Raw genomic sequence first — 25,081 nt, forward strand, 5'->3', positions numbered from 1 at the left:
TCGTTGGCGCATAAAGCATAATTGCTGGGTGTCGGGAAATCTGATGCCTAGTTGGACTAAGCATCAATCTTGTTTCAGTGAAATTGGCTATACACCTTAAATCCTTAGAGGTATTTAAGAATGCGAATGTGTTTGTTTTTATGTTTAAAGGCTGAGAATTTCAACATCAACGGATAGAAAGCCACAGTTAAAATAATCGAAATGAGCCAGAGGGTGGAGACATGATCGACGCCGAAGTATTCGCCATGGGTCGTGCCAAACAGTGCGACTGCAATGAGATAGAGGGCTTTCAGCACATATAAGTGTACGATATAGAAAAACATCGGCACGGAACCAAAGACAATCAAGGGCTTGATCCAAGGTTTACTTTCAACCTTTTGAAGTAACACTAACAGGATTAAACCTAGTCCGACATTCCACAAAATAAACAGCAGCGATGGCGGATACTTGGTCAGATTTAAAAAACTCATAACGGTTTCAGTGCTGGTCGGCATGACTGACCATGCTTGGTCGCCATAGAGATTGATCATTCTTAAAACGATAAATAAACTGATACTGGCAAGCCCGAAGCCTAACAAGATTTGATTTCTTTTCGCGACATCATGTGTACTGTTAAATACAGTATGACCGATGCAATAGCCGAGGGTAATCACCCCAATCCAAGGCAGTACTGGGTAGGAGGTTCTAAAGCGAATCAGATCTCCAAATTCGATCCAACCACGTTCATGCAAAATAAACCACAGATTTTGCAGGATAGGTATTTGTGAAAATGACACTTGATCCAGTGCATTATGTCCAAAAATAATGCTGAGACTGATCACCCAGAGCCATTTTTGCGATAGCCCAATCAAGCCTGCTAAAACCACCATACTGAGACCAATGGCCCAAATCACTTGTAAATAGATGACATCGGGCGGGAACTGTCCAGTCCAAGCGAAATTGATAATGATCAGTTCGAGAAAAATTAGAAATAGACCGCGCTTGAGTAAAAATTCACGGGTCATTTGAACACTGTTGTTTTTTGCTTGGTAAAGATAAGCCGATAAGCCTGTTAAAACCACAAAAACAGGGGCACATAAGTGAGCCAAGATCCGGCTAAAGAAAAGGGATTCTTCGGTTCCTGGAATCAGCATCGGGTCGGGGACTTGCTGGTGCAGATAAAAAGTTTCTCTGACATGGTCGACCATCATAATCAGAATAACCAATCCTCTGAGGGCGTCAATCGCTTGTAAACGTTGTGAAGGTGTAGACATAAGATGAATTAAAAACTAATGTTATGGTATAATGTAACATCTATTTCAATCATTTATATCTAAAATTTAATCAGTAAAATTTATATGCAATCCAATGGTTCGAGATGAAGTATCGAAAAGATGCATTATTTTATAGACGACTGGTCTATTATTAATTTATAGTGTGGATATGAAACGATCAGATAAAAGTGAAGCAACACGACTACACATTTTAAATAGCAGTTTTCAACTGGTGTTACATAAAGGTTTTGTCGGAGTGGGCTTACAGGAAATTCTAAAGAATTGTGATGTACCAAAAGGTTCATTCTATTATTACTTTGCTTCGAAAGAGGCTTTCGGCTGTGCGCTACTTCAGCAGTATCTAGCCGACTATAAGGTCAAAATCGATCAGCTGATACAGCAAGAACAGCGAAGCGCCTATGCAAGCCTCGTGGCACTTTGGCAAGCATGGATTGATAACCCATCACATATTGAAAGTGATGTTGAACATCATAGCGATGGGGGATGGGCGGAGAATTGTTTGATCGTCAAATTGGCAGCAGAAGTCTCAGATTTGTCTGAAGATATGCGTCAGATTTTGAACTTCGGGGTGCGTAAGTTAACAGAACGTATTTCGGGTCTAATCCAAGCAGGGCAGCAAGACGGTTCAATTCCAGCGCATATTGACGCTGAAAAAATGGCACAGACGATGTATCAACTGTGGTTGGGGGCAGCTTTATTGGCAAGACTGGCCCGAAATAAGCAGCCCCTTTACCTTGCTTTGGAAACCACCCAACAACTATTACAACCGATAAAGGAATAGCAAATGCAAAGTATTATTCATCACCATTTTGGTGAACCTGTTGAAGTCTTGGAAGCTGCGGATATGCCGCAACCTGAACCGAAAGCGGGTGAAGTGCGTATTAAAATGATTCTATCGCCAATGCATAACCATGATGTGTGGACAGTGCGTGGCAGTTATGGTTATAAACCGACACTGCCTGCAATTGGTGGCAGTGAAGCTGTGGGTGTAATTGATGCGCTTGGTGAGGGTGTACAAGGCATATCGGTAGGGCAGCGTGTAGCGGTTGCAGGAATTCATGGCAGTTGGGCTGAGTATTTTATTGCACCAGCGCATGGTGTCGTGCCTTTAACTGATGCGATTGATGATGAAACGGCAGCTCAGTTGATTGGGATGCCGATCAGTGCACTGATGCTTTTAGATTTTATCGACTTGCCAGCAGATTCTTGGTTGATTCAGAACACTGCCAATGGTGCAGTGGGTAAAACCGTGGCAATGATTGCAAAAGCGCGTGGTCAAAAGGTCATTCATTTGGTTCGCCGTACTGAGGCTGTAGCTGAAATGCAGGCTTTAGGCATTCAAAATGTGGTGGCAACAGACCAAGCCGATTGGAAAGAACAAGTCAAAGCGATTCATGCAGATCAGCCATTGATTGCGGGTGTAGACTCCATTGGTGGTCAGGCCAGTGGTGAAATGTTGGCTTTACTGAGTGAAAATAGTCTATTGGTTTCATTTGGTAGCATGACGGGTGAGACCATGCAGATTTCTTCGGGAGATCTGATTTTTAAACAAGCTACAGTTAAAGGTTTTTGGGCGAGTGTGGTGAATAAGCAATTATCTGCTGAACGCAAAAAGGCGTTAATTGTGGAGTTATTGACGCTTGCTGCACAGAAAAAATTACTGCTGCCTGTTGAAGGTATCTTCAGCTTTGCACAAATTAAAGATGCTGCACTGAAAGCGACGCAAGGCGCACGTCAGGGTAAAGTACTTTTGAAACCTTAACTGTTTTCGACCTAGATCAGCTGTGAAGCTGATCTAGCATCATTCATCAAAAATAAGGATAAAGCGTATGATGGGACAAATTTTGATTGCTTTAATTGCACTGTTGCATGTGTATATTTTAGTTTTAGAGATGTTTTTATGGGATAAGCCCTATGGTTTAAAAGCCTTTGGCAATACGCCTGAAAAAGCACAGCTGACCAAAGTCATGGCGAAAAATCAAGGCTTATATAATGGTTTCTTGGCTGCAGGTCTATTTTGGGCGCTATGTGCACCTGAAACTTACGCACTACCACTGGCCAATTTCTTTTTAGGCTGCGTTTTGGTTGCTGGTATTTATGGTGGCCTGACCGCCAGTAAGAAAATTATCTACATTCAAGCCTTACCTGCTGCTGTAGCATTACTTGCGGTGAATTTTCTCTAAGCCAAGGGAAAAAAGCTGCTTGAGTTTTGTATTAAAAAGCCAACGTCTAGACGCTGGCTTTTTAATATGAGTGATGACTTATTTGCCTTCAGGCAAATCAAACCAAATCACTTGTGCATCTTCCACAGCTTTAACATTGCTTGCTTCTAAGAAAGCAATTGCGTCACCTGCATGAAGAGTATGTTCTGCAATTTGGATTGAGCCTGAAATTACATGCACATAGTTAATATGCTGTGTAGCTTTAACTTCTAGCATTTGATCTTTTTCAATCACAGCTGTTTTGACTTCGGCATTTTGACGAATATGCATTGCAGCATTGTCATTTGGGCCACAAATCGCATGCCATTGATTTGGCTGCTCATGCGGATCAAGACGAATCTGTTGATAGTTTGGCGCTGCATCTCTTTGATTTGGGGTAATCCAAATTTGTAGCAAATGTACTGGCTCATCACCCTGATTCATTTCGCTGTGCTGCACACCCGTACCTGCACTCATCAGTTGCCATTCACCTGCTGAAATACCACCATGGTTGCCCATGCTGTCTTTATGGGTGATGGTGCCTTTGAGTACACAGGTTAAGATTTCCATATTGTCATGGGGGTGTTGCCCAAAACCTTGATGACCCGCGATCACGTCGTCATTGATGACACGTAAAGCACTTACGCCCATATATTTAGGGTTATACCAACTACCAAAAGAAAAGCTATGTTTCGACTCTAGCCAGCCGATATTGACATGACCACGGTCTTGACTGCGATGAATGAAAGCATCCATTTTGAACTCCAATCTTATTTTTAATCTATGGAGTAATTTTAGCGTTTTATATTTATCGCTAAAATAGTGAATTTGCAATGTTGCGTTTCAATATTGGAATGATTAAACACAACATTGCAGCCTTAGTTTAAATCACAATACCGTACGCGGAAATCTTTCCAGACGTAGTTTTTGCCTTGCGCATATTCAGCTAAAAATTGTTGATGTAGATTCGGCTGCTGTTGCATCCAGTCATTGCCCCATTTCACACCGAGTGGAGCCGCTTTGTCCTTAAAAACAAAATAGTCATCAAGGCAAGTACTGCTTTCAACGGAGAGTGGTACATCTTGATCATCGAGATAATTTTCATAATTAATCGAGTTCGGTGAATTCTTTAAGAACACTTTGTCACTGGCGGTGAGCAGAATTTTTTGTTCAAAGTGCTTCAATTGACCTTGTTTGTATTCATAACGGGTTTCAATGTTATAAGGATGCACGGTTTGGTAGTCGCCCGGGGACTTGGTGCTGTATTCAAGTATTGCATGATTATAATCTGATAAGTCTTCATCCCATTTGGGGCCAAAACTCATTCCATCTTCAATGATTGGAGCCACAAATTGCACGCGGTGGAGCTGTTTGCCCTTCGTGTCGATTTCAATAATTTCATAGCTGTATCGGTAGCGATTGTTGGCATAGGTGGCGTTCATGGCCGCATTGGCTTTTAACTCTGTAGGAGTATAGGCATAGCGAGTACGAAAAATCAGTGCGAGATGCTTCGCGACGGGCATAATCGAAAACAACTCATGATTTTTGACTGTATTGTCGAGTTGAGGCTGTAGGGTGATTTTTTCTCGATTTTCAGCATAAGCCTCGCCTATTGAAAAAACTGCCGAGTGGGGCTGGTTTAAATAAAGTAGTTTAGGCTTTGCTCCTGTTCGAATCGCGTAATAGTGAATCGGAGATTTACCTGCGATGACGTAATAGCGTGCATTCAAAAGAGGCTCTCTGAGACTGTCTTCCTCTGGAATGTATTGGGGATGGCGGATTTTTTCATGATCATTCAGACTGTCAAATGGATAGTCAGATTCCACCGCATAAGCAGAAGCATCCACGCTGGTCACGATTTCTTGATCTAATTCGGCAAAGCTATAAGGTGAGAAAAACAGTAAGCAGGCCACGGGCAGTATTATTTTTAAAGCGTTCATCGTCATTCTATGTTGTTATAATTTAAAAAAGGTGCTCTCAAGAGAGCACCTTTTATAGCGTAAATACCTTAGAAAGCCAATTATTCTAAGAATTTAACCGTAACACCTGACTTCACTTTTTTGCCAAGATCATTGGCATCCCAGTTGGTCAAACGGATACAACCGTGTGATGCTGTTTTAGAAATAGCAGAAGGGTTTGGTGTGCCATGAATACCAAATGATTTTTTGCTTAAACCAATCCAGATATTCCCTACAGGACCATTCGGACCCGGTGGTAGAGAAAGTGGTTTTAAGTTTTTGCCCTGTACAAAGTTACTTGGTGAGTAGCTATACCAAGGATTTGGCGCAACACCAGTGACTTTATAAGTACCCGTTGGAGACGGAGTATCTGAGCTACCAATAGTTGCAGGGAAAGAACCGATCATTTGGTTGCGGCTGTTAAATAAATACAGCTGTTTTGCACCTTTGTGCGCAACGATCAAATGAATGTCTTCTGGCACTTCATTGCGGATATTGGCCACAATAATTTTTTCGCCCGCTTTTTTGAAGGTTGCTTTTGGATTTAACTTCTGCAAGAAGTCTTCATCCATATGGAACTTTTCACCCAACATTTCAGTCACACGGGTGTAATACAAACCTTTCATTTTGGCTTGTAGTGCATAATCGCGTGGAATAGATGCAGCATAAGGACCTTTTAGGTCTGCTTCGGTAATGGTGTATTCAATAAATGCAGGCTTAGAACCTTGGCTTGCAAGTAGAGCATCCCAAGTTTCTTTGGTTAAGGTACCTGTTGCTTTTAAACCGCTCATTTGCTGGAACGAAGCAATGGCTTTGAGGGTATTTTTACCGCTCATGCCATCAATTGCACCTGGAGACGCATGCGCATTATTGAGCATCACGTGAGCACGTGCATAGACAGGAAATTGGCCTTTACCAATATTGTCGAACCATTCTGCACTGTTTAGACCATTTAATGTCCACGATGCTTTAGCCGCAGCAGGATTGGTCGTCGTGGTGGTCGGTGCAGTGGTGGTTTTGCTTGGTGCAGCACCAACGTCAGCGGTTTTATCTTCAGATTGTTCAAGTTGATCTAAAGTTTGCGAAGCTTGGTTTAAGTCTGCTTGTTCTTTTGCTGTAATTTGGCTGTTTGCAACCGCAGTAGAAGCTGAAGCGACATCTGTTGCTAAAGGATCAATAGGGTCTTGAACTGAAGTATCAATGATCTTTTTTGGCGTCAAGGGTTGTTCAGTAGTAGATGCAGCAAACGCTGTACCAGCAAGAATGCAACTTAAACTCATCGCGAGTATTGTGCGAACGAACATGTAATTCAACCTTAAGAATTATTCATTTACAAAGTAAAAACTAGTGAAGTATTACAGAAAAAAGATGGAGATGCAGTATTTGTTTTGTGTAAATATTCGTTTGCATCTTTGTCCTGATCGAATTTTAGTGTTATGAGAAGTTATTAAAAATTCGACCTTTTTGTTATGATGGTGAGCAAATTTAATTGAGATGGGAAAGTAAATGACGACGCTTAAAAATGATCGTTTTCTACGTGCTTTATTACGTGAACCTGTAGATACCACACCCGTCTGGATGATGCGTCAAGCAGGGCGTTATTTACCTGAATATCGTGCAACCCGTTCTCAAGCGGGTGATTTCCTTTCGCTGTGTAAAAATAACGATTTTGCTTGTGAAGTGACTTTACAGCCTTTACGTCGTTATGAACTAGACGCTGCCATTTTATTTTCAGATATTTTAACTGTGCCCGATGCTTTGGGTTTAGGGCTTTATTTTGAAGCTGGGGAAGGGCCTAAATTTCACAAAGCGGTTCGTACTGAACAAGATGTGGCGAATTTACCTCAGTTTAATGCCGCGTCTGATCTTGATTATGTGATGAATGCGGTCAAGACGATTCGTTCAGCACTTGGTGGACAAGTGCCATTAATTGGCTTTTCAGGTAGTCCTTGGACGCTGGCAACTTATATGGTTGAAGGTGGTTCGAGCAAAGATTTCCGTTTCACCAAGCAAATGATGTATGCGCAACCTGAAGTTTTACATGCACTGCTCGATCGTTTGGCTGATGCGGTGATTGACTATCTAAATGCGCAAATTGATGCAGGTGCTCAAGCCATACAGATTTTTGACAGCTGGGGCGGGGCGCTAGCACACCGTGAATATTTAGAATTTTCTTTAAAATACATGCAAAAAATTGTTGCAGGTTTACAACGTGAAAATGAAGGACGTAAAGTGCCTGTGATTTTATTCACCAAAGGTGGCGGTCAATGGTTAGAGCCAATGGTGGCAACAGGGGCGGATGCTTTTGGTCTAGATTGGACGACGCCATTAAATGTGGCTCGCCAAACGGTGGCTGGCCGTGCGGCACTGCAAGGCAACTTAGACCCTGCAACATTATATGGTTCGCATGAGACCATTGTGAAAGCCACCAAGGCCATGCTAGATGACGCTTATGCAGGCGGTGAGAAAACGGGTTATGTTGCAAACTTAGGTCATGGCATTACTCAGTGGGTTGACCCTGAAAACCCGAAAGCCTTTATTGATACTGTGCATGAATACAGTGCCAAATATCTCTAAGTTTCACAGCTTCAATTCAATTAGGGTTCATGCGTGATCACGATTTTAAAATCATGTTTTGAGTTCTCATCCAAGGCAGCTTCGGCTGCCTTATTTGGGATATTACTGTTATTGGCTTTTGCCTTCACAGCCAGTATGGGAAGTCAGGAATATTTCGGCTTTTTCCGTTATGACTATCTATTGTTTTATGCCGTGCTGATTCAAGTTTGTCTGTTGTACTTAAAACTTGAGTCTTGGGCCGAGGCCAAAGTGATTGCATTATTTCATGTGATGGCAATGGTGATGGAAATCTTTTTGACCCATCCGCAAATTGCATCTTGGCAGTATCCGCATCCCGCCGTGTTTAAAATTTTAACAGTGCCTTTGTTTGCAGGTTTTATGTATTCGGCTGTGGGCAGTTTTTTTGCGCGTTCATTACGTCTTTATCATGTTTCTTTTGAACACTTGCCCCGTTTCTCCGCCATGCTGACATTGGCGGTGTTGTCTTATATCAACTTTATGTCCAAATTTTTTGTTCCAGATATTCGTTATCTTTTGTTTGCGTGGAGCATAGTGCTGTTTTGGAAAACCAAGATTGGCTTTGAATTACAGCAACACCGTTTTCAACTGCCGATGTTACCCGTACTTTTACTGTTGGCTTTTATTATTTGGATTGCGGAAAATATCAGTACGTTTTACCAAATCTGGTTGTACCCAAGTCAAGTCGATGCATGGCATATGGTCGGTTGGGGCAAGTTGGGTTCTTGGTATTTATTGCTACTGCTCAGTCTGGTGTTGGTGCTAAAGATTTTAGGGAAACGAGATCTACGTGGCAGTTGGTCCTTATACCGCTAAAGCACATTTTTAAATATTCACTTCACTTTAGTATAAATTGTTTTGCGTTATGCGCTTGTTACCGCTATCTTACAAGGGTGTAGCTCAAAATACACACAATAGGAACAATAAAAATACTCGGAGATAATCGAGTCTGGAGAACCCTTATGTTGAAAAAAATAGCATTGGCTGCGGTTTTGGCTGTTGGTTCTACCGCTACATTTGCAGATAATGACGTCGGTTGTGGTATTGGTTCACAAATTTGGGCTGGCCAGTCTGGTAAAGTCGCTAAAATTTTAGCGGGTACAACCAATGGTCTTTTTGCTAACCAACTTTTCGGTATTACCTTTGGTACTTTAGGTTGTAGCGGTACAGGTACAGTGACTGCTCAGGCAGTAACATTTACCAACGAAAATGCGGAAGCATTGGCGCGTGATATGGCAGTTGGTGACGGCGAAAGTCTAAATGTACTGGCTGAATTACTGAACATCCAGTCTGAAGATAAAGCACGTTTCTTTGAAGTGTCTAAACAAAACTTCGCAAAAATCTATTCAGCTGAAAACCAAGATGCGCTTCAAGTATTAGCATCTTTACAAGCAGTCATGGCAACGGATAGCGTATTAAAAGCATACGTTTAATTGCACCATAAAACCCTGCCATTCAGGCAGGGTTTTTCATATCTAAAAAAGAAGAATAGCTAACACTGCATGAAATCTGTTGTCCTCCTCTTTAGTGTGCTATTCAGCACCAGCATCTTTGCTCAAGCACCTAGCTCAGCAGAGTTTTATATTGAAAAAGCACAGCAGCTTAAGCTTGCCTCAAATGTAACTTGGCAACGTTTGATGTATGCCAATACTTCATCAGGACAAAGTGAAGTCAGTTACCGTCCGTTCTTTTATAGTGCGCACGGACAAACTCAGCTCAAACAAGAGCTTGATGCCAATATTGCAGCACTCTTTATTCCAACCGAAGCTAATCAATCGATTCAATGTCGCTTTCCAGCCCGGTCAAAATGGCTCATAGGACAACTGAATATTGCATCAAACCAACTGCCTAAAGCCTCATGTCCTGAGCTGGATGAGTGGCTTGGGCAAATTAAGCCGTATAAGGCGACTTTAATTTACGCCACGGACTTTATGGGCAATCCCAGTTCGATGTTTGGGCATACCCTGTTAAGGCTCGATCCTAAAGACCAAAAACAGCTGAACTTAGTCTCTTATGCCGTGAATTACGCAGCGACAGTGGCCAATAGCGACAGCTTTTCTTTTGCATGGAAGGGCTTAACCGGGCAGTACCCAGGTGAGTACTCACTCATGCCGTACTATCGAAAAGTGAAAGAATATGGTGATTTGGAAAGCCGCGATTTGTGGGAGTACGAGTTAGCCCTGACGCCAGAAGAAACCAAAACCATGGTTGAGCATATTTGGGAACTCAAGCATGTGCAATTTCCTTACTATTTTATCAGTGATAACTGTGCCTATCGTTTACTGGGTTTAATTGATTTGGTACGGCCAGAGGTCAACCTACAAAAACAATTTAAAACCGCTGCGATTCCTGTTGAGACAATTAAGGCGGTCGATGAAAACCATCTAATTGCGGAAAGTGTTTACCGTCCAGCTTTAGAAACTCAGTTGTTGGCACAAGCCAAACAACACGGACAAGCCTTGGCAGCGGCTGCGCATCAGGTTGCGCAACTTGAACCTGCTCAAATGCAAGACTATTTGAGTCGCTATGCCTTGGTGGATCAGGCACGTATTTTAGAAATGGCCTATGACCATGTGTATTTACAGTTAATTGCACAAAAGATTGCGGCAGAAGACGCCCAACCGCGTATTCGACAACTGCTGGGTTTGCGGAGTCAGATTGACTTGGAAAAGCAACGTCAAGTGGTCGAAGCGCCAAAAGTAGATCCAGTAAAAGGCCACCATGCGCGAACCGTTCAGCTTGAAGCAGGTGAGATACAAGGTGACACTTATTTCCGACTGAGCCATCGTCAGGCCTATCATGACTTGATAGACCCGCAAGGCGGTTTCCGTTTGGGTACACAGCTTAAGTTTCTAGACGGCAGTCTCGAATACCGTGATGATCGACTAAAACTGCAAGAACTAAATGTGCTGGAGGTCAATGCCTACAGTCCATTGACTGCCTTTAAAACACCATTAAGCTGGGGTTTTAACATGGGTTGGCAACAAGAGGCACTAAATCGAGATGGTGCATTTAGTGAACAGGATCAACACGGTGTATTCAATCTATCCAGTCAGTTTGGCTATAGTGTGGCAGATCAAGAGCGTCAACATTTATGCTATGCACAATTGCAAAATCATGTTCAAGCAGGCAAAGCTTTAGACCGAGGTTGGCGCGTGGGACTTGGGCCAACGGTAGGCTGCCAGAACATCTGGAGCGAACATATCAATAGTTTGGTACAGGTCGAGCTGCCATATTGGGAAGATAGCCATCAATGGCAAGTCAGACTGAATACTCAGTTGCAATATTTATTCAATCAGCAAAATGCGTTGAGGCTTCATTGGCAGTATCAACAGCAAAAAGGCAAGGATTGGGATCAGACGGGTTTGAGTTATATCCATTTCTTTTAGTTCGGTCCTCTTTTCAAAGCTCCAATAAAGGGGCTTTTTTTATGAAAGTCATTGCTGTTAAAACAACCAAACGTGAGCCTTACTTTTTATAAAGTGCTGAAAATGAAAGCTGATGGTGAAAATAAGTATTGAAATTTGTTATATTAATCACATAAATGTCTAGTAAGTCTCAAAAATATATAAATAGGTAAGTTTTATGAATGATGAATGCATGGCTAAATTGGCCGAGCAATGGGGGAAAATTTGCCAACATTATTCAGTGAATGATCACGTTAAAGCGCAAAATTTTATTCAGCAGCATTCGTCTGTATTGGTTAATGAATTTTATAGCAATATTGTCTTGGAGCCTGAGGCTGCAGATTTTTTTAAAGATGACATCATTCAACAACGTTTAAAAAACAGTTTAAACCAATGGCTCATTGAAAGTTTCGACGTGGCTGTGAATGAAGCTTATTATGCAGCAGTTGAAAAACAACAAAAAGTTGGGCAGGTACATGCGCGGGTGGGCATTCCTTCTTGGTTGATCATGCGCGGTATTCGCGAGATTGAAAACAAGATCTTGGAACTCTTGGCTGAACTTCCGCTGGAAAATAACCACCACATGCTGAGTTATATGCTGCAAATTATGGGCTTTGCGACAGAAATCATGTGTAGATCCTATGAAGCCAATACAGAGCGAAGCCATGAAGTTAAGCATAGCTATCGTTTATTTTCTGCAATGCAAGATGTCGCAGTACAAAAAGATAAGCAGCGCAGTATTTTGCTTGACTGGGAAAATGAGTTGATGTTCAAAGTCTTCTCCGAGCATCCGCAGTTACAACACATTGCTTTGTCTAAGTCGGAATTTGGTCTATGGTTTGTGCATAAAGCAGCGTATGCCTTTACGGGTGCAGAGCAGGTTGAGACCATTATCAGGCTGATTCAACAGGTCGATACCCTCAATTTTGACGTGCTCGACTGTCAGGATCAGACTCAGAAGGTAGAACGCATTCAAGAAATTCGTGATGTGAATCGACAGATTCAGCATTTGGTCGATCAACTGTTTCAAGTGACCGAATATATAGATTCAGGCAATGACTCGCTGACTCAGCTGTTAAACCGTCGATATTTAAGTACGATTGTGTCGCGTGAAATTAATTTTTCCCGTAAAAATGATGCTGCGTTGAGCTTACTAGCAATTGATGCGGATTATTTCAAACGTATCAACGATAAATATGGGCATACCGCAGGGGACTTGGCACTGCGTTTTATTGCTGAAGTCTTGTTAGATGTTGCGAAGGGTAGTGACTATGCCTTCCGTGTCGGTGGCGAAGAGTTCTTATTGCTGTTGGTCGACAGTGATCTCACACGTGCTTTACAAATTGCTGAAACGATTCGCATGCGGATACAGGAAACCCCAATTCGTACCGCTCATGGGCAAAGTTTTAGTTTTACCGTCAGTATTGGTTGTACGGTTTATAATGGTCATCCTGACTATCAACGCTTTTTAGACACTGCCGATTCGGCACTCTATGCCGCCAAAAATAAAGGGCGTAACTGTATTCATGTGACTGAAAAAGTGCTAAGTGTTTAAATCTCAGACTTAAACACGAGCTGTTCTAAGACGTTTCCAATCGGTTGTTGAGGTACTTATACCTCAACAATCACATAGTATTTTTTAACAGCTTCAACCACTTCAAATGTGCCGATAAAACTCGGTGGAATAATTCCTGCCTGACCGGCCTTGACTTCAATGAAGTCTTGAGTGTGGGCATCATGAATACGGATGCTGCCTTCCATCACTTGAAAGAATTCTTGTTTATTGTCGGCAAATTGAATATTCCATGAACCAACCTCACAGTGCCAAATCCCGCAGCCCATGTGTGGGTGTTCATATAGACTATAGGTCTGGCGCTGTGGATTGCCTTGAACCAAACGGTCTGGACGTGGAAAATCAATACTCTGTTCGCCTTGGGTCAAACCATGACCTGCTAACCAAATTGCTGACATTGCGTATTCCTCTAAACAAAAAATGAATCGTTCAATGATATATGCATAAAAAAAGCCCCAACAGAGGTTGAGGCTTTATGTTTCAATTAATAGCTTTCAGGGACTGCACTTAAAAACTCACGACGCTCTTCTTTATTGGTTTTAAAGTCACCAATAAAGGAAACGGTACGTGTAGTCGATTCTTGCTTGCCGACGCCGCGCATCATCATACACATATGTGCTGAATCAATCATAACAGCCACGCCACGTGCACCTGTCACTTCTGCAACCGCTTCTGCAATCTGCTGCGTCAGGTTTTCTTGAATCTGTAGACGACGTGCAAACATTTCGGTGATGCGTGCAAATTTAGAGAGTCCAAGGACATTGCCTTCAGGTAAATACGCAATATGTACGCGACCATAAAAAGGCAATAAATGGTGTTCACAGAGTGAATAAAACTCGATATTTTTAACCAGTACCATTTCACGGTTGTCCGATGGGAACACCGCATTATTGGTCACTTCTTCTAAGCTTTTGCTATAACCAGACGTTAAATACGAAAAAGCTTTAGCAGCACGCATAGGCGTATCGAGGAGACCTGGACGGGTTAGGTCTTCACCAACGGCAGTTAAGATGTTAGCGTAGGATTGCTGCATAGACATAAGACGTGTTCACTTACACTGATATTGAACAAGGACGGCATTGTAGCAGAAAACTATTCCAATGCCTTATTTTGGACAAAAATCCGATTACTGTTTAAACTTTGGGTTCTTTTCAGCACGTTTTAGCAACACTAAAACTGCACCTGTGCCACCTTGCTTCTCCGGCGCACTGACAAAAGCCAGCACATCGCGGTGTTGACGCAGCCAACCATTCACATAGGTTTTTAAAATGGCTTCCGGACCTTTGCCATGTACAATTTTAATGACATTTTGATTTTCATCTTTGGCCATTTGAATGACTTGTAAAACTGCGACACGGGCTTCTTCAACGGTGCAACCATGCAAGTCGACTGCTTCAAACCAACGAATGTTACCCGCTTTTAAATCTTCAAATACTTTGTGTTGTAGTGTAGCAATGCGATAACTGAGTGCGGCTTGGCTCGCTACAGGGTTGAGCATTGCTTGAGTATCGGACAGCTCAGTTGCATCGGTATGCATTGGGCCTTCAGCCGCTGCACGTTTTGCTAAAGTTTGCGCATCGATTTTTTTCTTTGGATTTTTTTTTATTTTGGCAATGTTCGCGGTCTCCATCTTTTGGACACCTTGCATTTGTTTTTGAAACAACGCGAAATCATCTTCTGGCTCGGGCGGAGCAACTTGAGCTTGGGCCTCAGACTGTTTGATGGCAGTCGAATGCGGATTGGTGATTTGCTTTTTAAAGTCTTTCAGTAAATTAAACTGTTCTTTAGAAAGCGATGAATCATGTTTGCTCATAGTGTCAGAAAAATACGCAAAATAAGGAATTAGGCGATAATTATAGTCTGATTTTCCCTATATTTGAACTGAATTGCATCATGCATAGAGGGTTGTATAAACTGAAAGCAGTGTTGAAGCTTTGATCGGCAGTTCTGGGCTTGAGGCCTTATATAGCTGAATACTTAATTTATTATCACACCTAAAAACATAGAAAATGAGGTTTTACAGATGTTTCCATGTGCTAGTGTTTTTAGAATTTAGCTATAGAAACGTGAAATCCAAATTTTAGAAAAATTAAGCCGTGGCTGTACCGATGCTGAAATATCTGAGTCGATTTTTTTGTCCATCAATACGGTGAAATGGCATCTGCGTAAAATCTATAACAAGTTGCAGGTCCGCTCTCGAATGGAAGCGGTGAATGAAGTCAAGAAGCAGGGTTTCATTGAGTAATTTAAAATTGAACAATTTTTTATATGTTACTGTTTAAGCAGATCTTCAACAGCTTTTTGAAAGTGCAAATCATAAAGTATTCAGGGCAAGAGCATGCCTTACCCTGAATATGCGATTAAAGTGATTTAGGTGTTCCAAATAGCTCAGTAAAGGCGTGATCTGGACGGGGCTGCTTCATAAAGCTTTCACCGACCAAGAAAGCATGAATGTCATGCTCTTGCATCATCGCAACATCCGCTGGGGTCGCAATGCCGCTTTCCGTCACCAGTAGACGAGATGGTTCAAGTAGTTTTTTCAGACGAATCGAAGTGTTTAAGTCCACATCAAAGGTTTTTAAGTTGCGGTTATTGACACCCAATACGCAACGCTCGGGTAGACGCAAAGCACGTTCAAGTTCTGCTTCATCGTGTACTTCAACCAAGACATCTAAATTCTGCTCAAAAGCCGTTTTAGACATTTCTTCGAGTTGTTGATCTGACAAGCATGCCGCAATCAGAAGAATACAGTCGGCATGTAAAGCACGTGCTTCAATCACCCCATAAGGGTCAATCAAAAAGTCTTTGCGTAATGCAGGCAGGGCACAGTGAGAACGTGCAATTTGAATATTCTCATCGGCACCTTGGAAAAAATCGACATCGGTTAAAACCGATAAACATGCTGCACCTGCAGCTTCGTATTGCTGCGCGATTTCAGCAGGATCAAAGTTTTCACGAATGATGCCTTTAGATGGTGATGCTTTCTTAATTTCAGCGATCACACCCGGTTGTTTGCTCAGTAAAGACTTTGCAAAACCACGTACAGGAGTTGCCTCAAGTGCCCATTCTTCAACATCTTTATAGCTACGTTGTTTGAGGCGTGCAGCAAACTCTTCCTGCTTACGATCCACAATTTTGCCTAAAATCGTATTTGCGATATCTACCATGACAAAATCCTGTCTATCAAGCGTCGTATTGTTTAAGGGTTTTGCTGAATTCAGCAAGGATGCTCATCTTTTCTAAGGCTTGTCCGCCGTAGATGATGTCATGTGCTAAAGCCACGCCTTGCTTATAACTGGTACAAAGTCCAGAGACATATAAACCGGCACCTGCATTTAAAGCAATCATATTGGCTGCTTTTTCACCTTTATCGGATTTGTTTTTACCTAAGGCATCTTTAATTAGGCTTAAACTTTCAGCAGAATCTTGAATGATTAAACCTGTTAAAGTTTGCGATTCGATTCCGACATCTTCAGGTTGAATTTCCCACTCGGTGACGTCGCCATTTTTGAGTTCAGCCACATAGGTGCTTGATGCAAGGCTAATTTCATCTAAACCATCTTTCGAATGAACCACCATGACATGTTCTGCGCCCAGTTGTTTCATCACTTCTGCAATAGGACGGCATAATTCAGTCGAAAACACCCCAATCACTAGACGTTTTACTCCAGCCGGATTCGTAAGCGGGCCAAGTAAATTGAAAATACTGCGAATGCCTAATTCACGACGCGGGCCTACCGCATACTTCATCGCTTTATGATGATTTGGAGCAAACAAGAAACCGACACCCATTTCACGAATACAACGTTCAGTTTGTTGCATGTTTAAGTCAAGTTGGATGCCCGCTTGTTCTAACAAGTCCGAGGAACCCGATTTGGTTGAAACACCACGGTTACCATGTTTAGCAATGGTTGCACCTGCCGCTGCAATCACAAAAGCAGATGCAGTCGAGACGTTAAATAAGTTCTGACCATCACCACCTGTACCGACGATGTCGACTAAATAAGGCACATCACTGACATCAATTTTGATGGCAAACTCGCGCATGACACGAGCCGCTGCGGTAATTTCATCAATACTTTCACCTTTTAAGCGAAGACCCATCATCAGCGCACCAATTTGGGCATCTGTTGCTTCACCATTCATGATGGTGCGCATGACGTCTTCCATTTGCGGCTGCGTCAACTCAATATTTTTAGTGATGTTATTTAAAGCTTGTTGCATATTCATTTTTCACTGCACTCATTTATGCGTAAATTTCTAAAAAGTTCTTAAAGATTTGATGGCCATGCTGACTCAAGATTGATTCTGGGTGAAATTGCACGCCTTCAACGGCAAGCGTCTTATGCTTTACACCCATGATTTCTTCAATTGAGCCATCTGCTTCATTGGTCCAGCAGGTCACTTCTAAGCATTCAGGCAAGCTTTCTTGATCAATCACCAGTGAGTGATAACGCGTTGCTGAAAACGGGGAAGGGAGGTTGCTAAAAATGCCTTGATTTGAGTGATGCATGTCAGACAAACGCCCATGCATCACTTTTTTGGCACGAATGATTTCGCCACCAAATGCTTGACCAATGGCCTGATGTCCTAAGCACACCCCTAATAATGGAATTTTTCCAGCAAAATGCTGAATAGCTGGAATAGAAATTCCTGCTTCCGAAGGTGAGCATGGACCGGGGCCAATCACAAGATACTTAGGTTGCCATCGCTCAATATCCTCCAATGTCACGGCATCATTACGTACTACTTTTACTTCTTGATTTAACTCGCCAAAATACTGGACGATGTTGTAGGTAAAAGAGTCATAGTTGTCGATCATTAAAAGCATGAGCTTAACCTATTGAAATTTATGCATATAAATGTGCTTGAAGAGTCCTATGGTATTCGTGCGTTTACATTATAATGCTATAAGTAAATTATTTTTCTCATTCAATGACTTGAATGGAGGCACAAAACCGAAATTATCATAGCAAAAAATACACAGCTAGGGCGCGACATTTTTTTCCGGACCTAAAAATTACAATGGGTTTTGTTACTAACTGATATAGAGTTTATGAATATCTCAGATTCAAATCCTAACGAGAAACCTCGTGGACTATGTGTAAATATCATGAAGTATGTACATTCAAGGAATATAAAAGAATATCTTTTAATGCAGTGAGCCAAAAACTCCCCTAATGTCACCAAAACAGAGCATATTTTTTTGCTTGCTCACATCTGAAATGTCGGCTTTATATTTAGTTTGAAAGGAGAGGTTTTTTGTTTTTTGAAAATCAAATAAAAACAGTTAATTACACCGCTTATATTTGATTTCAGGTATATCGCTCGCCGTGATATGAGGTGTTGAAGTCAAATCAAGGCGAAAATAACAGCTTAAAAAGCACTCTAATTTATAAAAAACGGGTGTAAATCGACCCGTGATATTTAAAAATGCACCATTATGATCCACACTCAAAATCTTTTAGATTAAATGTGAAGAAGCGTGCTTGAATATGGTGCATTTACTTTTTAGCTCAGTATAATAGAGTCAAAGCAAACAGCTTAAAACTGTTATTCTGATAATGAATTCAATATTTTAGCTAAGCTTTTTAAAGTTGGTACGGTAATTGCTTTAGAACAACCAACTACTAACACGCACTAAAGAGTGCAACAAAAATTCATCGGAGCAAAATGAGCATGGCGAACAAGGTCCTACAACTCATCCAAGAAAGTGGCGCAAAATGGGTCGATTTCCGTTTTACGGATACTAAGGGTAAAGAACAACACGTAACTTACCCAGCAGATACTATCGACGAAGATACTTTTGAAGACGGTAAAATGTTTGATGGTTCTTCAATTGCTGGTTGGAAAGGCATTGAAGCATCTGACATGATCTTACGCCCAGATGCTGCAACTGGTTTTATCGACCCGTTCTTCGCTGAGCCTACAGTAGTTGTTACTTGTGACGTTATTGAGCCATCAACAGGTCAAGGTTATGACCGTGACCCGCGTTCGATTGCTCGCCGTGCTGAAGAATACCTAAAATCGACAGGTATTGGTGATACTGCATTCTTTGGTCCAGAACCAGAATTCTTCGTATTTGACGAAGTAAAATGGGAAATTGATATGTCTGGCGCGCGCCATACATTGATTGCTGAAGAAGCTGCTTGGTCAACAAACAAAGATTACGAAGGCGGAAACTCTGGTCACCGTCCACGTGTTAAAGGTGGTTACTTCCCAGTTCCTCCAGTTGATTCTTCACATGACATGCGTGCTGATATGTGTGCGCGTATTGAAGACATCATGGGCCCAGGTCGTGTAGAAGTACACCACCACGAAGTTGCATCTTGCCAATTAGAAATTGGTGTAAGCTTCAACACAATGGTTCGTAAAGCTGACGAAGTACAACAGTTCAAATATGCGGTTTGGAACGTTGCACACCAATATGCTAAAACTGCGACTTTCATGCCTAAGCCAATGGTTGGTGATAATGGTTCTGGTATGCACGTTCACATGTCTATCTCTAAAGATGGCAAGAACTTGTTTGCTGGTGATGAATACGCTGGTCTTTCAGAAATGGCGCTTTACTTCATCGGTGGTGTAATCAAACACGCTCGTGCATTGAACGCAATTACGAACCCTTCTACAAACTCGTACAAGCGTTTAGTTCCACACTTCGAAGCGCCGATTATGTTGGCATACTCAGCACGTAACCGTTCTGCTTCTATCCGTATTCCTTACGTTTCTAGCCCTAAAGGCAAACGTATCGAAGCTCGCTTCCCAGATCCAATGATGAACCCGTACTTAGGTTTCGCAGCATTGTTAATGGCGGGTCTTGATGGTATCCAAAACAAGATTCACCCAGGTGAAGCAGCTGACAAAAACTTATACGACCTTCCTCCTGAAGAAGAAGCGAAAATCCCTACAGTTGCGCACAGCCTAGATATGGCTCTTGAAGCGCTTCAAGCGGATCATGAGTTTCTTCTTAAAGGTGGTGTATTCACTAAAGAAATGCTTGATGCATATATTGAACTTAAAACTGAAGAAGTGCGTCGCTTGAACACGACAACTCACCCAGTTGAATTTGATATGTACTACAGCTTGTAATTCTGAACTGAATTTCACTGTAAAAAACCCGCGCTAGTCGCGGGTTTTTTTGTATCATCTGTTTAACTTGAAAAAAATTGATGAGAGCAATGGCACAGCGTAAGAAGCACACCAGTTTTTATCCTTGGATTGACCCTAAAGATCACGACAAAGGTTTTAAGCTAAATTTTTCGATGGTGACTTATATCGAAGTTGGTCGCACCCCTGAAGGCTACAAGCAGGCAGAATTTGTTGCATTGAAAAGCCCAGAGTTAGCACTGGATTATGATTATCCTCAAAGTTTTTATTTGAGTGCTGAAGGTTTTATTTTGGTGAAAACTCCGCAAGGTAAATTTGAAACCATTGCAAAAACAGATAATTGCTAAAGATTGATCTTAGAATTGAATCAATGACATTCTTCATAACTCAAAAAGCGTTTAAGCGCACAGTAAATCAATGGTACAGGTAGGCTTATGCAGCAGATTCCAGCTGAACTGAAAACATGGTTATATGCTTCAGGTTCACTTACTCAGCAACTGACGGATTTGGCTGATGGAGCGTTTAGGGTTCAACCAACCAAAGAGCATTTTCAGCGTCTTCAGTTTATCGATGCAAAATGGATGGGCATGCCGTTTCAGCATACGTCATGGGTACGAGAAAGTTTTTTATATGGCAGTGATGCAGAGCCTTGGGTTAAAGCTAAAAGCATTTTCCCGATCTTGAGTTTGCAAGGTCGCGCACGGCTTTTTAAACATATTGGTAAAAAACCGATTGGCTGGTTCTTGTTTCAGCGCACCAATCCAGCATGTGAACGTCGTGTGATTTGGCTAGAAGATGGCTGGACTAGACAGAGCTGTTATACTTGGCACGGCTGCAAGTTTATTGTTCAAGAAACTTTTTTAGCGAGTTTTGAGCAATTTTTGCAAAAGCAGAATTCAGCATCTGAAGGACAGTCATGACAACTGCGCATCAAATTACTTGGCGTGAACGTTTAGAAGCCTATTATTATTTATGTCGTTTTGATAAGCCTGTTGGCACAGAATTGGTGTTCTGGCCTACCATGTGGGCACTATGGATTGCAGCAGAGGGCATACCGCCAATTGGTATTCTGATTCCGATGGTACTTGGCACGATATTTATGCGTGCGGCTGGGTGTGCAATTAATGATTTTGCTGATCGTAAGGTCGATGCGCATGTAGAGCGCACTAAAATGCGGCCTTTAGCAACAGGGATTATTACGGCTAAAGAAGCCATTTATGTGTTTTTAGCTTTAGTCTTTGCCAGTGCTTGTATGTTGTTGTTTCTACCGATTGAAACGTTTTATTGTGCTTTAGGTGGGCTTTTTCTCGCATTTATATATCCTTTCATGAAGCGCTATACCCATTTGCCTCAGGTTGTTTTAGGCATGGCTTTTTCGTGGGGAATTCCGATGTCATTTACGGCCATGGGTAAACCATTAGATTTAACCTGTTGGTTGCTGTATTTTGGCAATCTGGCTTGGACTGTGGCGTACGATACTCAATATGCGATTACCGACCGTGAATATGATTTAAAAATTGGGGTGAAGTCTACAGCCATTTTGTTTGGTCGTTTTGATATTCAAATCATTGCACTTTTACAGGCGATGAGTGTGGTTTTGATTGGTATGGCGCTTTACCTTGAAAATTTATTGATGCCATTGGGTTTAATCGCATTGCTGGTAGTCGTGGCTGACTTTATTTATCAATGGTCAAAAACTAAAGACAGAGATCCACAGTATTGTTTTTGGGCATTCCGTCACAATCGTTGGGTGGGATTCATTATTTTTACTGGAATCTTTTTAGAATTAATTATTTAAAGTGATTGTTTGGTTGAAAAGCGTCCTATACAGGGCGCTTTTTTTATGTCTTAATAAAACGGCATGTAGTTTCATGCTTAAAAAAACAACGAATAAAAGGATATTTTATGAAACGCTCGAAAATAGCATTAGCCCTTACAGTTGCCGTTTCAATGCTGTCTTTAACTGCTTGTAATGACGATGATGATTCGCCCGCTTCAAATCAAAAACAGACCTATGTTTCTGAAAGTACCTATTCAGAAGACACATTAACCACTGCAGCTTCTATTAAGGTAATGACGTATAACATGGAAAATGTTCAAGGTCAGACCGCTAAAGCAACGGCGCTGGTGATGTTCCCTAAAGTAGCACCACCTACAGATGGTTATCGCGTAGTGGTTTGGGAGCATGGCACGGTTGGGGTTGGTGATAGTTGTGCGCCAAGTAATAATATGATTCACCCACGTTTTAAAATTTTAGCAGACAGTCTACTGGCTGCTGGTTATGTGGTTGTTGCGCCAGATTATGAAGGTTTGGGCACGCCAGGGATTCATCCATATTTAAACTTATCTAGTGCTGCGAAGTCAGCGCTTTCTGCTGTACAAGCGGCAAAAGATCATTATGGTAAGCAGTTGAATGGTGCGTGGATGTCTGTGGGCCAATCTCAAGGGGGTCATGCCTCATTAGCGACCGCAGAATATGCAAATACAGATGCAACCTATAAAGGTGCTGTGGCGGGTGCACCAGCTTCGAGTTTGGGTAAAATTATTTTAGAGGTTGCACCAGCAGCTTTAGCTGGCATTGAAGAGCAAGAAATTAAACTTGGTGTACCTTTGGCTGCACGTACTTCGGTCGATTCTTATGCAACCTTATTGGCTTATGCAGCATTAACGGGCGTTGGTATTAAAGCTTATGAGCCGCGATTTAATTATCAGGACATTTTCCAATCACGTGCCAAATCTTTGGCTGAGTTTGCAGAAGGTTCAACAGGGGATAATGGTCTGTGTTTAGATAATGATAATGACCCAAGTCTAAGTCTAATTAATAAGTTTAAAGATGATATTATTCAGTTTATGACTGCAAATCCTGATAAAAAAGTCATGGATTATCCTGGTTTAGATACTAGTGTGTTTGCGACCAATGAAACCGTAAAAAACTTCTTAATTAGTAGTCAGCCAGGTACTAAACGAATTGATAAACCAGTTTATGTAATACAAGGCACAGCAGATACAAATGTACCCTATCCAATTACCCAAGCTTTGGTTGCAAACTTGAAAACATTGGGTTCACCAGATGTGACACTTGATCCAGTTATCGGTGCATCTCATACCCAAGCCATAATTTGTCGGAATGCGGAGGCTGTAGACTTTATTCAGACCCATATGTCTGCGGGTACGGGTATTGTACTAACTGATGCACAAAAAGATGCTAGCATCAATGAAAATTGTACAGGTATAGCACCGACATAAAATTAACCATTTAAACTGAAGATAGAGCCTCATGATTGAGGCTCTTTTTTTGTTATAGTATTGGCCCATCAAAATCTAGATATTGGAAATAGGCTGGCTATGACGAAATCAACTCAAAAACTAACGCCAAAAGTGATGTTTTTGGCGAGTCTTGGTATTGTGATTCCATTGCTTATTTTAGGGATTGCTTTTTTAGCGGTAAAAAGCGATGCAAAAAACCAAGCGGAGTATCAGCGTATTAAGGAAGAGCAACAACAGCGTATTCAAGAAAAGTTGGCTACCGAAAAGCAATTCACACAGCAGGAAGCGAGCAGCGCGGTCTCAAAGTAATTTAAGCACGCATTGCAGGCGTGATACCAATGTGTTTGTGCAGTTGGCGAATACTTGGAATTTCTGTAAAACGCAGAACAATGTAACCTGCTTCATTGAGCATGGCATCACGTTCTGCATCTTCTTGTTTTTTGCCGATGTGGGAATGATCATCGAGTTCAATAATCACCACAACCGCTAATTGTTCATCTAATAAAACGAAATCGGTGACTTTGCGGTTAAATTTGGCCCGTATTTTATAGTGGTCACTGGTAATCAGTGAGCTAAATGAAACTTGAGCTAGAACATGATGGCGTGGGAAGGCTTCTTTTAAGCGAATAAACATTTTACGTTCAAACGGCGTAATGACGTGTTTGGCATAAAACTTTTGCTTACGGCGAAACAGGTCAGGGTAGACCGTCATCACTAGTGTAATAGTGGCAAAGCAGCCGATGATAAAAAAGATGATTTGACTCAGATCGAACACAATATTTTCTAGCACAAAGAAAAAACCCACTCGCATGGAGTGGGTTTTTAGAATTTTGGCTCTCCAACCTGGGCTCGAACCAGGGACCTGCGGATTAACAGTCCGTCGCTCTACCGACTGAGCTATTGGAGAATCTGCACGCATTCTATGTGGCAAAGCTCAAAGGGTCAAGTCCTTGGCCTGATATTTTTATATAATCTGCTTTAAATGATTTAAAAATAAACGGTTTAGCTTTTATTGATACGATTTGATTCAATCTTTTTGGTTTTCCATGGAGATATTTGGGAGATTCAAGCTGAGAAGAGCCTGTATGGAAAGCTGCTTTGGAGTGATTTTGAGAGATTGGTTTTACGTATGGGTGAATGTCATTTTTATAGACAGAAAAAAGCCCAAGTCATAATGCTTGGGCTTTTTAAAATTTGGCTCTCCAACCTGGGCTCGAACCAGGGACCTGCGGATTAACAGTCCGTCGCTCTACCGACTGAGCTATTGGAGAATCTGAAATGCAGTATAGAGAAAATTACACATCGGTCAAGTTACAATTCTAAAAAAAGTCGAATTTTAGATTAAATGTTTTTTTTATAAACAATTTGATATGTCATAGCTGTATACCAGAAGGGTATAGGGTGTGGATCAAAACAATGAGTGATAAAAAAGCCCAAGTCACGATGCTTGGGCTTTTTAGAATCTTGGCTCTTCCACCTGGGCTCGAACCAGGGACCTGCGGATTAACAGTCCGTCGCTCTACCGACTGAGCTATGGAAGAATAGTGGCTCTCCAACCTGGGCTCGAACCAGGGACCTGCGGATTAACAGTCCGTCGCTCTACCGACTGAGCTATTGGAGAATCTGATGCGCATTTTAGGGAGGAAAGGAAAATGGGTCAAGCAAAAAATATTGAGAAATGAATTGTTTGCTTTATAAA

General features: G+C 41.7%; 26 protein-coding genes and 4 tRNA genes. 15 read left to right on the forward strand and 15 right to left on the reverse strand.

Features of this window, described 5'->3' with window-relative positions; all coding sequences use genetic code 11:
- Positions 1 to 104: 104 nt before the first annotated feature.
- Entirely contained in the window at positions 105 to 1,253 is a 1,149-nt protein-coding gene (locus tag ACFN7Z_RS04495; RefSeq protein WP_058951683.1) for a DUF1624 domain-containing protein, read from the reverse strand.
- Between the two features lie 169 nt (positions 1,254 to 1,422).
- On the opposite strand from ACFN7Z_RS04495, the gene ACFN7Z_RS04500 reads away from it, so the two are divergent.
- The 3 genes from ACFN7Z_RS04500 (at position 1,423) to ACFN7Z_RS04510 (ending at position 3,457) form a co-directional block, all read left to right on the forward strand.
- On the forward strand, positions 1,423 to 2,055 hold the full coding sequence (locus ACFN7Z_RS04500) for a TetR/AcrR family transcriptional regulator (RefSeq protein WP_010327252.1): 633 nt from the start codon (positions 1,423 to 1,425) through the stop codon (positions 2,053 to 2,055).
- A gap of 3 nt (positions 2,056 to 2,058) precedes the next feature.
- On the forward strand, positions 2,059 to 3,036 hold the full coding sequence (locus tag ACFN7Z_RS04505) for a zinc-binding dehydrogenase (RefSeq protein ID WP_010327251.1): 978 nt from the start codon (positions 2,059 to 2,061) through the stop codon (positions 3,034 to 3,036).
- 67 nt (positions 3,037 to 3,103) lie between these two features.
- Entirely contained in the window at positions 3,104 to 3,457 is a 354-nt protein-coding gene (locus ACFN7Z_RS04510; protein ID WP_010327250.1) for a DUF1304 domain-containing protein, read from the forward strand.
- A 78-nt stretch (positions 3,458 to 3,535) separates the two neighbouring features.
- Here ACFN7Z_RS04510 and ACFN7Z_RS04515 read toward each other — a convergent pair whose 3' ends face one another.
- The 3 genes from ACFN7Z_RS04515 to ACFN7Z_RS04525 all read right to left on the reverse strand — a co-directional run bounded on the left by ACFN7Z_RS04515 (position 3,536) and on the right by ACFN7Z_RS04525 (position 6,737).
- Positions 3,536 to 4,231, reverse strand: coding sequence for a pirin-like bicupin family protein (locus tag ACFN7Z_RS04515; RefSeq protein ID WP_010327249.1), 696 nt, complete (start codon positions 4,229 to 4,231; stop codon positions 3,536 to 3,538).
- Positions 4,232 to 4,353: 122 nt separating this feature from the next.
- Positions 4,354 to 5,415 carry a hypothetical protein gene (locus tag ACFN7Z_RS04520; RefSeq protein ID WP_224216365.1) on the reverse strand — a complete coding sequence of 354 codons (1,062 nt, stop codon included), beginning with the start codon at positions 5,413 to 5,415 and terminating at the stop codon, positions 4,354 to 4,356.
- Positions 5,416 to 5,495: 80 nt separating this feature from the next.
- Entirely contained in the window at positions 5,496 to 6,737 is a 1,242-nt protein-coding gene (locus tag ACFN7Z_RS04525) for a L,D-transpeptidase (RefSeq protein WP_010327247.1), read from the reverse strand.
- Between the two features lie 202 nt (positions 6,738 to 6,939).
- Here ACFN7Z_RS04525 and hemE point away from each other — a divergent pair, with 202 nt between their 5' ends.
- The 5 genes from hemE to ACFN7Z_RS04550 all read left to right on the forward strand — a co-directional run bounded on the left by hemE (position 6,940) and on the right by ACFN7Z_RS04550 (position 12,990).
- Positions 6,940 to 8,010 carry a uroporphyrinogen decarboxylase gene (gene hemE / locus ACFN7Z_RS04530; protein ID WP_159151463.1) on the forward strand — a complete coding sequence of 357 codons (1,071 nt, stop codon included), beginning with the start codon at positions 6,940 to 6,942 and terminating at the stop codon, positions 8,008 to 8,010.
- A 36-nt stretch (positions 8,011 to 8,046) separates the two neighbouring features.
- Positions 8,047 to 8,844, forward strand: coding sequence for a DUF817 family protein (locus ACFN7Z_RS04535; RefSeq protein WP_171054236.1), 798 nt, complete (start codon positions 8,047 to 8,049; stop codon positions 8,842 to 8,844).
- A 146-nt stretch (positions 8,845 to 8,990) separates the two neighbouring features.
- The gene (locus ACFN7Z_RS04540) at positions 8,991 to 9,461 is read left to right on the forward strand and encodes a DUF3015 family protein (RefSeq protein ID WP_005400471.1); all 471 of its coding nucleotides are present in this window, start codon (positions 8,991 to 8,993) and stop codon (positions 9,459 to 9,461) included.
- Positions 9,462 to 9,530: 69 nt separating this feature from the next.
- Complete coding sequence (locus tag ACFN7Z_RS04545; RefSeq protein WP_010327246.1) at positions 9,531 to 11,417, forward strand: DUF4105 domain-containing protein; 1,887 nt, start codon at positions 9,531 to 9,533, stop codon at positions 11,415 to 11,417.
- Positions 11,418 to 11,613: 196 nt separating this feature from the next.
- Positions 11,614 to 12,990: a diguanylate cyclase gene (locus ACFN7Z_RS04550; protein WP_010327245.1), complete on the forward strand. Its 1,377-nt coding sequence runs from the start codon at positions 11,614 to 11,616 to the stop codon at positions 12,988 to 12,990.
- Between the two features lie 56 nt (positions 12,991 to 13,046).
- Here the strand turns inward: ACFN7Z_RS04550 and ACFN7Z_RS04555 are convergent, their stop codons facing one another.
- The 3 genes from ACFN7Z_RS04555 to ACFN7Z_RS04565 all read right to left on the reverse strand — a co-directional run bounded on the left by ACFN7Z_RS04555 (position 13,047) and on the right by ACFN7Z_RS04565 (position 14,821).
- A complete protein-coding gene (locus ACFN7Z_RS04555; protein WP_010327244.1) occupies positions 13,047 to 13,406 on the reverse strand; it encodes a cupin domain-containing protein in 360 nt (119 codons plus the stop codon).
- Between the two features lie 86 nt (positions 13,407 to 13,492).
- Positions 13,493 to 14,041 carry a GTP cyclohydrolase I FolE gene (gene folE / locus ACFN7Z_RS04560; RefSeq protein ID WP_171054237.1) on the reverse strand — a complete coding sequence of 183 codons (549 nt, stop codon included), beginning with the start codon at positions 14,039 to 14,041 and terminating at the stop codon, positions 13,493 to 13,495.
- A gap of 93 nt (positions 14,042 to 14,134) precedes the next feature.
- Positions 14,135 to 14,821, reverse strand: coding sequence for a Smr/MutS family protein (locus tag ACFN7Z_RS04565; protein WP_010327243.1), 687 nt, complete (start codon positions 14,819 to 14,821; stop codon positions 14,135 to 14,137).
- A 303-nt stretch (positions 14,822 to 15,124) separates the two neighbouring features.
- Here ACFN7Z_RS04565 and ACFN7Z_RS04570 point away from each other — a divergent pair, with 303 nt between their 5' ends.
- Positions 15,125 to 15,253, forward strand: coding sequence for a helix-turn-helix transcriptional regulator (locus tag ACFN7Z_RS04570; RefSeq protein ID WP_234956315.1), 129 nt, complete (start codon positions 15,125 to 15,127; stop codon positions 15,251 to 15,253).
- A gap of 115 nt (positions 15,254 to 15,368) precedes the next feature.
- On the opposite strand, the gene trpC is transcribed toward ACFN7Z_RS04570, so the two are convergent.
- Genes trpC through ACFN7Z_RS04585 form a run of 3 tightly spaced genes read right to left on the reverse strand, consistent with a single transcriptional unit; the run spans position 15,369 to position 17,839 of the window.
- Positions 15,369 to 16,175 (reverse strand): indole-3-glycerol phosphate synthase TrpC, encoded by an 807-nt coding sequence (gene trpC / locus ACFN7Z_RS04575; RefSeq protein ID WP_010327242.1) that lies wholly within the window; start codon positions 16,173 to 16,175, stop codon positions 15,369 to 15,371.
- Between the two features lie 16 nt (positions 16,176 to 16,191).
- Complete coding sequence (gene trpD / locus ACFN7Z_RS04580) at positions 16,192 to 17,238, reverse strand: anthranilate phosphoribosyltransferase (protein ID WP_004695696.1); 1,047 nt, start codon at positions 17,236 to 17,238, stop codon at positions 16,192 to 16,194.
- Between the two features lie 16 nt (positions 17,239 to 17,254).
- On the reverse strand, positions 17,255 to 17,839 hold the full coding sequence (locus tag ACFN7Z_RS04585) for an aminodeoxychorismate/anthranilate synthase component II (RefSeq protein WP_010327241.1): 585 nt from the start codon (positions 17,837 to 17,839) through the stop codon (positions 17,255 to 17,257).
- Between the two features lie 842 nt (positions 17,840 to 18,681).
- Between ACFN7Z_RS04585 and glnA the strand changes: the two genes are divergently transcribed.
- From glnA to ACFN7Z_RS04615, 6 genes are all read left to right on the forward strand, one after another.
- Positions 18,682 to 20,097 (forward strand): type I glutamate--ammonia ligase, encoded by a 1,416-nt coding sequence (glnA, locus tag ACFN7Z_RS04590; RefSeq protein WP_005400480.1) that lies wholly within the window; start codon positions 18,682 to 18,684, stop codon positions 20,095 to 20,097.
- A gap of 89 nt (positions 20,098 to 20,186) precedes the next feature.
- Positions 20,187 to 20,462, forward strand: coding sequence for a hypothetical protein (locus ACFN7Z_RS04595; RefSeq protein WP_004982609.1), 276 nt, complete (start codon positions 20,187 to 20,189; stop codon positions 20,460 to 20,462).
- A gap of 87 nt (positions 20,463 to 20,549) precedes the next feature.
- Positions 20,550 to 21,035, forward strand: coding sequence for a chorismate lyase (locus tag ACFN7Z_RS04600; RefSeq protein ID WP_010327240.1), 486 nt, complete (start codon positions 20,550 to 20,552; stop codon positions 21,033 to 21,035).
- Positions 21,032 to 21,913, forward strand: coding sequence for a 4-hydroxybenzoate octaprenyltransferase (gene ubiA, locus ACFN7Z_RS04605; RefSeq protein ID WP_010327239.1), 882 nt, complete (start codon positions 21,032 to 21,034; stop codon positions 21,911 to 21,913). Before ACFN7Z_RS04600 ends, ubiA begins: the two co-directional genes overlap by 4 nt.
- 107 nt (positions 21,914 to 22,020) lie before the next feature.
- Positions 22,021 to 23,361, forward strand: coding sequence for a S9 family peptidase (locus tag ACFN7Z_RS04610; RefSeq protein ID WP_010327238.1), 1,341 nt, complete (start codon positions 22,021 to 22,023; stop codon positions 23,359 to 23,361).
- A gap of 99 nt (positions 23,362 to 23,460) precedes the next feature.
- Positions 23,461 to 23,691 carry a hypothetical protein gene (locus ACFN7Z_RS04615; RefSeq protein WP_004695712.1) on the forward strand — a complete coding sequence of 77 codons (231 nt, stop codon included), beginning with the start codon at positions 23,461 to 23,463 and terminating at the stop codon, positions 23,689 to 23,691.
- Between the two features lies 1 nt (position 23,692).
- Here the strand turns inward: ACFN7Z_RS04615 and ACFN7Z_RS04620 are convergent, their stop codons facing one another.
- The 5 genes from ACFN7Z_RS04620 to ACFN7Z_RS04640 all read right to left on the reverse strand — a co-directional run bounded on the left by ACFN7Z_RS04620 (position 23,693) and on the right by ACFN7Z_RS04640 (position 25,003).
- On the reverse strand, positions 23,693 to 24,172 hold the full coding sequence (locus ACFN7Z_RS04620; RefSeq protein ID WP_159151465.1) for a DUF2726 domain-containing protein: 480 nt from the start codon (positions 24,170 to 24,172) through the stop codon (positions 23,693 to 23,695).
- Between the two features lie 41 nt (positions 24,173 to 24,213).
- Positions 24,214 to 24,289: transfer RNA gene (locus ACFN7Z_RS04625), tRNA-Asn, on the reverse strand.
- 288 nt (positions 24,290 to 24,577) lie between these two features.
- Positions 24,578 to 24,653: transfer RNA gene (locus ACFN7Z_RS04630), tRNA-Asn, on the reverse strand.
- Between the two features lie 194 nt (positions 24,654 to 24,847).
- Positions 24,848 to 24,923 (reverse strand) — tRNA-Asn (locus ACFN7Z_RS04635).
- 4 nt (positions 24,924 to 24,927) lie between these two features.
- Positions 24,928 to 25,003 (reverse strand) — tRNA-Asn (locus tag ACFN7Z_RS04640).
- Between the last annotated feature and the right edge of the window lie 78 nt (positions 25,004 to 25,081).

It is taken from the genome of Acinetobacter sp. P1332 (assembly GCF_044057475.1).
Classification (GTDB): Bacteria; Pseudomonadota; Gammaproteobacteria; order Pseudomonadales; family Moraxellaceae; genus Acinetobacter; species Acinetobacter johnsonii.

What these genes read in the sequence shown, in the direction of transcription:
- ACFN7Z_RS04495 (WP_058951683.1), bottom strand. Translation starts at nt 1,253, where the DNA reads ATGTCTACACCTTCACAACGTTTACAAGCGATTGACGCCCTCAGAGGA.
- ACFN7Z_RS04500 (WP_010327252.1), top strand. Translation starts at nt 1,423, where the DNA reads ATGAAACGATCAGATAAAAGTGAAGCAACACGACTACACATTTTAAAT.
- ACFN7Z_RS04505 (WP_010327251.1), top strand. Translation starts at nt 2,059, where the DNA reads ATGCAAAGTATTATTCATCACCATTTTGGTGAACCTGTTGAAGTCTTG.
- ACFN7Z_RS04510 (WP_010327250.1), top strand. Translation starts at nt 3,104, where the DNA reads ATGATGGGACAAATTTTGATTGCTTTAATTGCACTGTTGCATGTGTAT.
- ACFN7Z_RS04515 (WP_010327249.1), bottom strand. Translation starts at nt 4,231, where the DNA reads ATGGATGCTTTCATTCATCGCAGTCAAGACCGTGGTCATGTCAATATC.
- ACFN7Z_RS04520 (WP_224216365.1), bottom strand. Translation starts at nt 5,415, where the DNA reads ATGAACGCTTTAAAAATAATACTGCCCGTGGCCTGCTTACTGTTTTTC.
- ACFN7Z_RS04525 (WP_010327247.1), bottom strand. Translation starts at nt 6,737, where the DNA reads ATGTTCGTTCGCACAATACTCGCGATGAGTTTAAGTTGCATTCTTGCT.
- hemE (WP_159151463.1), top strand. Translation starts at nt 6,940, where the DNA reads ATGACGACGCTTAAAAATGATCGTTTTCTACGTGCTTTATTACGTGAA.
- ACFN7Z_RS04540 (WP_005400471.1), top strand. Translation starts at nt 8,991, where the DNA reads ATGTTGAAAAAAATAGCATTGGCTGCGGTTTTGGCTGTTGGTTCTACC.
- ACFN7Z_RS04545 (WP_010327246.1), top strand. Translation starts at nt 9,531, where the DNA reads ATGAAATCTGTTGTCCTCCTCTTTAGTGTGCTATTCAGCACCAGCATC.
- ACFN7Z_RS04550 (WP_010327245.1), top strand. Translation starts at nt 11,614, where the DNA reads ATGAATGATGAATGCATGGCTAAATTGGCCGAGCAATGGGGGAAAATT.
- ACFN7Z_RS04555 (WP_010327244.1), bottom strand. Translation starts at nt 13,406, where the DNA reads ATGTCAGCAATTTGGTTAGCAGGTCATGGTTTGACCCAAGGCGAACAG.
- folE (WP_171054237.1), bottom strand. Translation starts at nt 14,041, where the DNA reads ATGCAGCAATCCTACGCTAACATCTTAACTGCCGTTGGTGAAGACCTA.
- ACFN7Z_RS04565 (WP_010327243.1), bottom strand. Translation starts at nt 14,821, where the DNA reads ATGAGCAAACATGATTCATCGCTTTCTAAAGAACAGTTTAATTTACTG.
- trpC (WP_010327242.1), bottom strand. Translation starts at nt 16,175, where the DNA reads ATGGTAGATATCGCAAATACGATTTTAGGCAAAATTGTGGATCGTAAG.
- trpD (WP_004695696.1), bottom strand. Translation starts at nt 17,238, where the DNA reads ATGAATATGCAACAAGCTTTAAATAACATCACTAAAAATATTGAGTTG.
- ACFN7Z_RS04585 (WP_010327241.1), bottom strand. Translation starts at nt 17,839, where the DNA reads ATGCTTTTAATGATCGACAACTATGACTCTTTTACCTACAACATCGTC.
- glnA (WP_005400480.1), top strand. Translation starts at nt 18,682, where the DNA reads ATGAGCATGGCGAACAAGGTCCTACAACTCATCCAAGAAAGTGGCGCA.
- ACFN7Z_RS04595 (WP_004982609.1), top strand. Translation starts at nt 20,187, where the DNA reads ATGGCACAGCGTAAGAAGCACACCAGTTTTTATCCTTGGATTGACCCT.
- ACFN7Z_RS04600 (WP_010327240.1), top strand. Translation starts at nt 20,550, where the DNA reads ATGCAGCAGATTCCAGCTGAACTGAAAACATGGTTATATGCTTCAGGT.
- ubiA (WP_010327239.1), top strand. Translation starts at nt 21,032, where the DNA reads ATGACAACTGCGCATCAAATTACTTGGCGTGAACGTTTAGAAGCCTAT.
- ACFN7Z_RS04610 (WP_010327238.1), top strand. Translation starts at nt 22,021, where the DNA reads ATGAAACGCTCGAAAATAGCATTAGCCCTTACAGTTGCCGTTTCAATG.
- ACFN7Z_RS04615 (WP_004695712.1), top strand. Translation starts at nt 23,461, where the DNA reads ATGACGAAATCAACTCAAAAACTAACGCCAAAAGTGATGTTTTTGGCG.